This window comes from Burkholderia sp. B10 (genome assembly GCF_004368385.1).
Lineage (GTDB): Bacteria > Pseudomonadota > Gammaproteobacteria > Burkholderiales > Burkholderiaceae > Burkholderia > Burkholderia vietnamiensis.
The window spans coordinates 1-5,259 of the sequence record NZ_PQMX01000140.1; the positions used below are offsets into that span (position 1 = coordinate 1).

The window sequence follows — 5,259 nt, forward strand, 5'->3', positions numbered from 1 at the left end:
GCCGATTGCCACGATCAGGTAGGGGGCTGTTGTTCGCCGGTGCATCGGTCGCCTCGCTGCATTTTTGGTGCGCCGGGCCCCGACGCCTGCTTTCCGGATACTAAAAAGCCGCGCTCGCCTTGGCAAGGGCCCATGCCGGTTCGTCGTGCCCCGGTCGGGACGGTTTGGGGGCGATCGGGAAATGGGTATTCGTAGCTTTCGTGCATATTCTGGCGCTTTTGATCAGACATGCATTTCTGTTCAAATGTTTGCAAAATCGCGTGTTGAAAAGATGTCGCAGGGGCGCGGAGCCTTGTGGGATAAGGGGTTACGGCGACTGACCACCAGATTTTGCACGAATCGGACGATTACTCCACGAAAGGCTGGCCGGTCCACTGCGACACCGGCGGAGGCCCGTCCTGCGCGGCAAAAAGCAATGAGATTGGATGCATCAACTCATCGCGCGCGTCAATTACTATTCTCGCTTGTGTTTGACTCAAATCAATCCTTGCGCGTCTTTTGCTATGATGCGGCGCGGGCGCTGAAATTTGCGCCCGTTACCGCTCCACCTGGCAGATCAAAAAGAAATCGGTGTCCCGATATTTGAAGTTCGCAACCCGCAGCTTACGGGCGGCGGCGTCCATGGTTCTGACGCCCCTTGGGGTCATCGGTTGCACGGGGTTGCTGTGGCTGTGCACATGCTGGTTCTTTCCGCGATGCTGCTCGAAGCTCGCGAAGACGCCTACGATGGCGAAGTGAGACACGCACGCCAGCTCGTGACCGCGCTCGAGCGCGACATTCTGCGAAGCATCGAGCTTTACGAGCTGTCAATGAGCGCCGCGGCACAGGGCGCCACCAATCCGCGCGCCATGTCGTTGTCCGAAATGCGGCGGCGTCTATCTCATCGTCGACGTCAAGGTGAAAAGCATGACCTTCGATGGCCGCCCGGTTGCGACAGAAGGCGACAAGACGGCGTGCGGCGCGTCGCTGATCGGATCGCAAGAGTCTCTGGACATGTCGAGCAGGTTTCGGCGCCGCTGGCGGCATTGGCGGCGGAATTCCCCAGGCAATGGCGTCGCCGTTGAGAACATAGCATTCGTGTTGTCAGGGCGCGCCAATGCAGTCAAAGGATGCGGTTGGACTCAACCATTAACGTCCTTTTTCGTCCACGGTCAAATTGTTTTTGACCGACGTAACGCCAGGAACACTCTCGGCAACTTTCCCTGCGAGATCGATCTGCGCTTGGTCCGGAGCCATTCCTACTAGCGTAATCTTGCCGCTACGAGCGACGGCATGAACATCAGTGGACTCCAAGCCCTTTTGTTTGTACAACGTCTTCTGAACTCGTTTCGCCAAATCCTTATTTGCTGCTCTAATAGCCGAACCAGAGGGAGCTGTTGCTGAAGGTGCCGCGGTCGTCTCTTGTGCCTGAACAACAGGCACGATCGCAGCAATGGCGCTGATGGCGGTCGCTGCGGCAACGTAGGTTTTCAAGGATTTCATCTCTAGTCCTTCGGGTGGGTGGAAAAACTGGGTGGGAGAAACTCGAAATGATCGATTGTCGATCAAAGTGCGGCGGAAAATGGGGCCAAACTTTGACGAGCAGTGGTCACGATGTCTGGCAATCAAATTATCAACTCTTCCTCGGCGGATGCGCACATTCAGGCACGCCGACACCTGTCAGGAATTTCGCCTGCTGAGGCCGACTGAGGGTAAGAGCTCCATGAACAACGCTGCTCAAGTATTCGTTGCAACTACAACAAACCGATCACAGGTTGAGATCCTTTTGCCCCCATACCTTGGCTCGCAGACTTCTAATCCTGGCGGGAACTGCCCTCGCCCTAGATCGAGAACTTGAATCGCATTTCTCACACGCGCTAATTCCTTCTCGACCGTGTAGTACCAGTTCATAGCCTCCCTGCGTGAATGCACGGATGATTGTGCACGTCGCTTACGGGATACGATTGATTTGACGCAAAGAGATCGACGGAGATCGCTCCCGCGGGAGCGATCTCGGATGCAGATTGTGGACCGCCCCCTTGCGTGGACATCTTCGGACCTTAATTTACGGTAGCCGAGGAGGTTAATATGATCGGGACAAGTATTCCGGAATTCACGTCATTCCGTCATTGAGCATTGTCCTGCTATTGTCCAATCACTCTGTGGAGCGCGTTCAGCCATGCGATCGTCCAACAAATCAGACATCAATAGGCTTCGAACCAACCTGCGGGACGAGATGGACGGAGCCGCGCTATATGAAGCGCTTGCCGCCGCGGAACCAGACCCATTGCGCCGCGACGTATTTATGCAATTGGCCGCGGCCGAACATGAACACGCGGAAATATGGCGCGCCAAGCTACAGCACCGGGGTGTCGATGTAGCGACCACGAGGCCGACATTCAAAACCAGGGCATTGCGTATGCTTATACGCAGCTTCGGTCCGCGCTTTGTACTGCCGGCGCTCGCCGCCTCGGAGTTCGCCGACCGCGACAAATATGCCAGGCAGACCGATGCGGGGGCACTCTCCGCTGACGAATCCACACACGCGGCGGTCGTCGCCGCCGTCGCGCGGAGCAACCCTTCGGGTGGCGTGAAAGGTTCCGATATCGCGCGCGCGGAGTCATGGCATCGTGGCGCGTCAGGTAACGATTTGCGAGCGGCGGTCCTCGGTGCCAACGACGGTCTCGTGTCGAATTTTTGCCTCATCATGGGCGTTGCTGGAGCCGGCGCCTCCAACAAGACAATCCTTCTGACGGGACTGGCTGGGCTCATTGCTGGCGCATGTTCAATGGCGCTTGGAGAATGGTTATCGGTCACGAACGCGCGCGAGCTCGCGCAAACCCAGATCGCGCGGGAAAGCGAAGAACTCGAGCGGAGGCCAAAAGCGGAATTGCGAGAACTCGCGCTTATCTATCAAGCTAAGGGTCTCGACAGAGATGATGCGCATCGAGTGGCGGAGGAAATGATGCGCAATCGTGACAAGGCGCTCGATACCCTCACGCGGGAAGAGCTGGGCCTTGACCCGGAGGAGCTGGGCGGGAATCCCTGGCGTGCCGCTGGCACGTCGTTCGGTTTGTTTGCACTCGGAGCGATTTTTCCAGCTGTACCGTTTTTCTGGTCCCACGGATTGGTGGGCATCGGAATCAGTGCTTCACTCAGCGTGCTTTGCTTGACCGTGATCGGTGCAGTGACCTCGCTGCTCAATGGCCGTTCCCCGTGGTTTTCGGTAATCCGCCAGATCGTGATTGGTTGCGTTGCCGCCGGCTTCACGTATGGTGTCGGCGCGCTGCTTGGGGTGTCGATGTCGTGACGCCCTACAGGCCACCGGAGCGGTGCGCGCTTCAAATCCTACGATCGAAAAGTTGTGGTATTTTTCCTAATATCGACAGGAGCGCAGAGCATGGGATATGTCTGTCAAAAGCGTGACGCTTGGGCGAAAATCATCGCGAACCTTGACAGACAGAACGACGTGGACTGTTTTACGTCGGTAGGTCCGGTAGTAGACAAGGACCTTGGTGGGACCGACCGATTCAACACGGGTGGATCAGTCACATACGATGTAGTGCGAGTGGTAAAGATTGTTGACCGGCCGTCTCAGAGAACGCTGTTAGTTTCGTGGAGCGACGCTCGAAGATGTGTCTACCTTGAGCAGATTTGGAAATTGCGGGTAGCGAATAAACATGGGCAATGTGTTCTCAGTGGCCGAGAAATTCAGATCGGCTCGACCGTATTCATGCCATTTTGCCGCCCGCGGCCACTTAATGCTGGTGCGATGATAATCGAGGAAGCTGCACCGAAATTTATCCACGCTAGCAAAGCGTAGCCTTCCGCCAGAGCCTCCAAATCTGGGTCGGCTCGCAGCGCTGAAGTCTGCGAACGATTTTATCGTCAGTCGACTGTATGCTCCGGCAGCCTCAGTGACGCTAGCCTAATTCAGACACATAAAGCGACGCGCAATTCGAACAGTACCGTTTTTGACCTAAGCCAAGTAGGCCGGTGGTGGACACGCGGGGTTATGGTGCAATCATTAGGTGCCATTCGCCAACGAGCGTCCATGGCCGCCCCAGCGTCCGCTTCACGGATGGAAGCGACCGTACCCACGCTTGAGCTTGGTCTTAATTGCACAGGGACGCTGAAGACCCTGGCAGCTCCGTGCGGTTCGTCCGCGAGTGCGAGCGCCCATCGCGGGCCTGCTCGGGCGCGGCAACCCTACGATCATCGCGCCGTGGGCGGCGAGATGAGGTCCATCGATGTTGGACGCAGGCAGATCGCTGGTGTGCAACCGGCACGCTTCGAGCCGCGCCCGGATGGCGTCGATATCCGCGACGCTCGCGCGGCGCATCATGCAGTCAGGTGCGCTCATACCAGCCGTTTGGCGCATTCACGATTTTCACGACCACCAGTATCATCGGCACCTCGATCAGCACACCAACCACCGTGGCCAGCGCAGCGTCAGATTTGAAACTGAACAGGCTGATGGCCGCCGCGACCGCCAGTTCGAAGAAATTGGAGGCGCTGATCAATGAGGAGGGGCACTGTAGTGGTCTAATGAATCCGGACACTGATTTAGGCGAGAATGGTCGCTATGAAGAGGTGTCTGATGAGCAAGCAACGACGTACGTTTTCCCCAGAGTTCAAACAGCAAGCCGCCTGTCTGGTGCTCGACCAGGGCTATAGCCATATGGAAGCAAGCCGCTCGGTCGGCGTCGGCGAGACGGTGCTGCGCCGCTGGGTGCAGCAGCTTCAGATGGAACGCCAGGGCGTCACGCCGCAGGGCAAGGCAATCACGCCGGATCAACAGCGTATTCAGGAACTCGAGGCGCGTATCGAACGCCTCGAGCGTGAGAAGGCCATTTTAAAAAAGGCTACCGCGCTCTTGATGTCGGAAGGCATCGAACGTACGAAGTAATTGATCAGATTGGCGCGAGCGAATCGGTCGAGCTGATCTGCGCGGTATTCGACGTGTCGCGGTCCTGCCTGTATGCCCACCGAGGGCGAGCCCGACGCGTTGATGCCGAGCGCATGGCACTGCGTAGCCGGGTACACGAGCTGTTCATCGAGAGTCGAAGCTCTGCTGGCAGTCGCAGCATCATGGGCATGATGCGCGAGGAAGGTACGGCGATTGGCCGCTTCAAGGTCAGCCGCTTGATGGATGCGTATTTCGGCGAACGTGACCGCCGATTTCGGGAACGTGACCGATTCGGCTGGCTTGGGCGTTGCGCAGTGTCGATTGTAGATTTCCTTGTCAGTTCTGGTCGAGTTCGGGCTCCAGGACGTTGG

3 protein-coding genes and 3 pseudogenes are annotated in these 5,259 nt (G+C 57.5%); 4 read left to right on the plus strand and 2 right to left on the minus strand.

All coding sequences use genetic code 11. The features are described 5' to 3' along the window. Nucleotides 1-855: 855 nt before the first annotated feature. Nucleotides 856-987 (plus strand): annotated as a pseudogene (locus C3Y15_RS30960) (PAAR domain-containing protein); the annotation flags it as partial. Between the two features lie 141 nt (nt 988-1,128). Here C3Y15_RS30960 and C3Y15_RS30965 read toward each other — a convergent pair. Further along, a complete protein-coding gene (locus tag C3Y15_RS30965) occupies nt 1,129-1,482 on the minus strand; it encodes a BON domain-containing protein (protein ID WP_081054689.1) in 354 nt (117 codons plus the stop codon). Between the two features lie 733 nt (nt 1,483-2,215). Between C3Y15_RS30965 and C3Y15_RS30970 the strand changes: the two genes are divergently transcribed. Continuing rightward, entirely contained in the window at nt 2,216-3,289 is a 1,074-nt protein-coding gene (locus C3Y15_RS30970; protein ID WP_124260314.1) for a VIT1/CCC1 transporter family protein, read from the plus strand. A 90-nt stretch (nt 3,290-3,379) separates the two neighbouring features. Beyond that, nucleotides 3,380-3,802 carry a DUF3331 domain-containing protein gene (locus C3Y15_RS30975; RefSeq protein WP_081054688.1) on the plus strand — a complete coding sequence of 141 codons (423 nt, stop codon included), beginning with the start codon at nt 3,380-3,382 and terminating at the stop codon, nt 3,800-3,802. A gap of 526 nt (nt 3,803-4,328) precedes the next feature. Here the strand turns inward: C3Y15_RS30975 and C3Y15_RS30980 are convergent. Beyond that, a pseudogene (locus C3Y15_RS30980) lies at nt 4,329-4,514 on the minus strand (arsenical-resistance protein); the annotation flags it as partial. A gap of 65 nt (nt 4,515-4,579) precedes the next feature. On the opposite strand from C3Y15_RS30980, the pseudogene C3Y15_RS30985 reads away from it, so the two are divergent. Beyond that, nucleotides 4,580-5,130, plus strand: a pseudogene (locus C3Y15_RS30985) (transposase); the annotation flags it as partial. Nucleotides 5,131-5,259 lie beyond the last annotated feature (129 nt).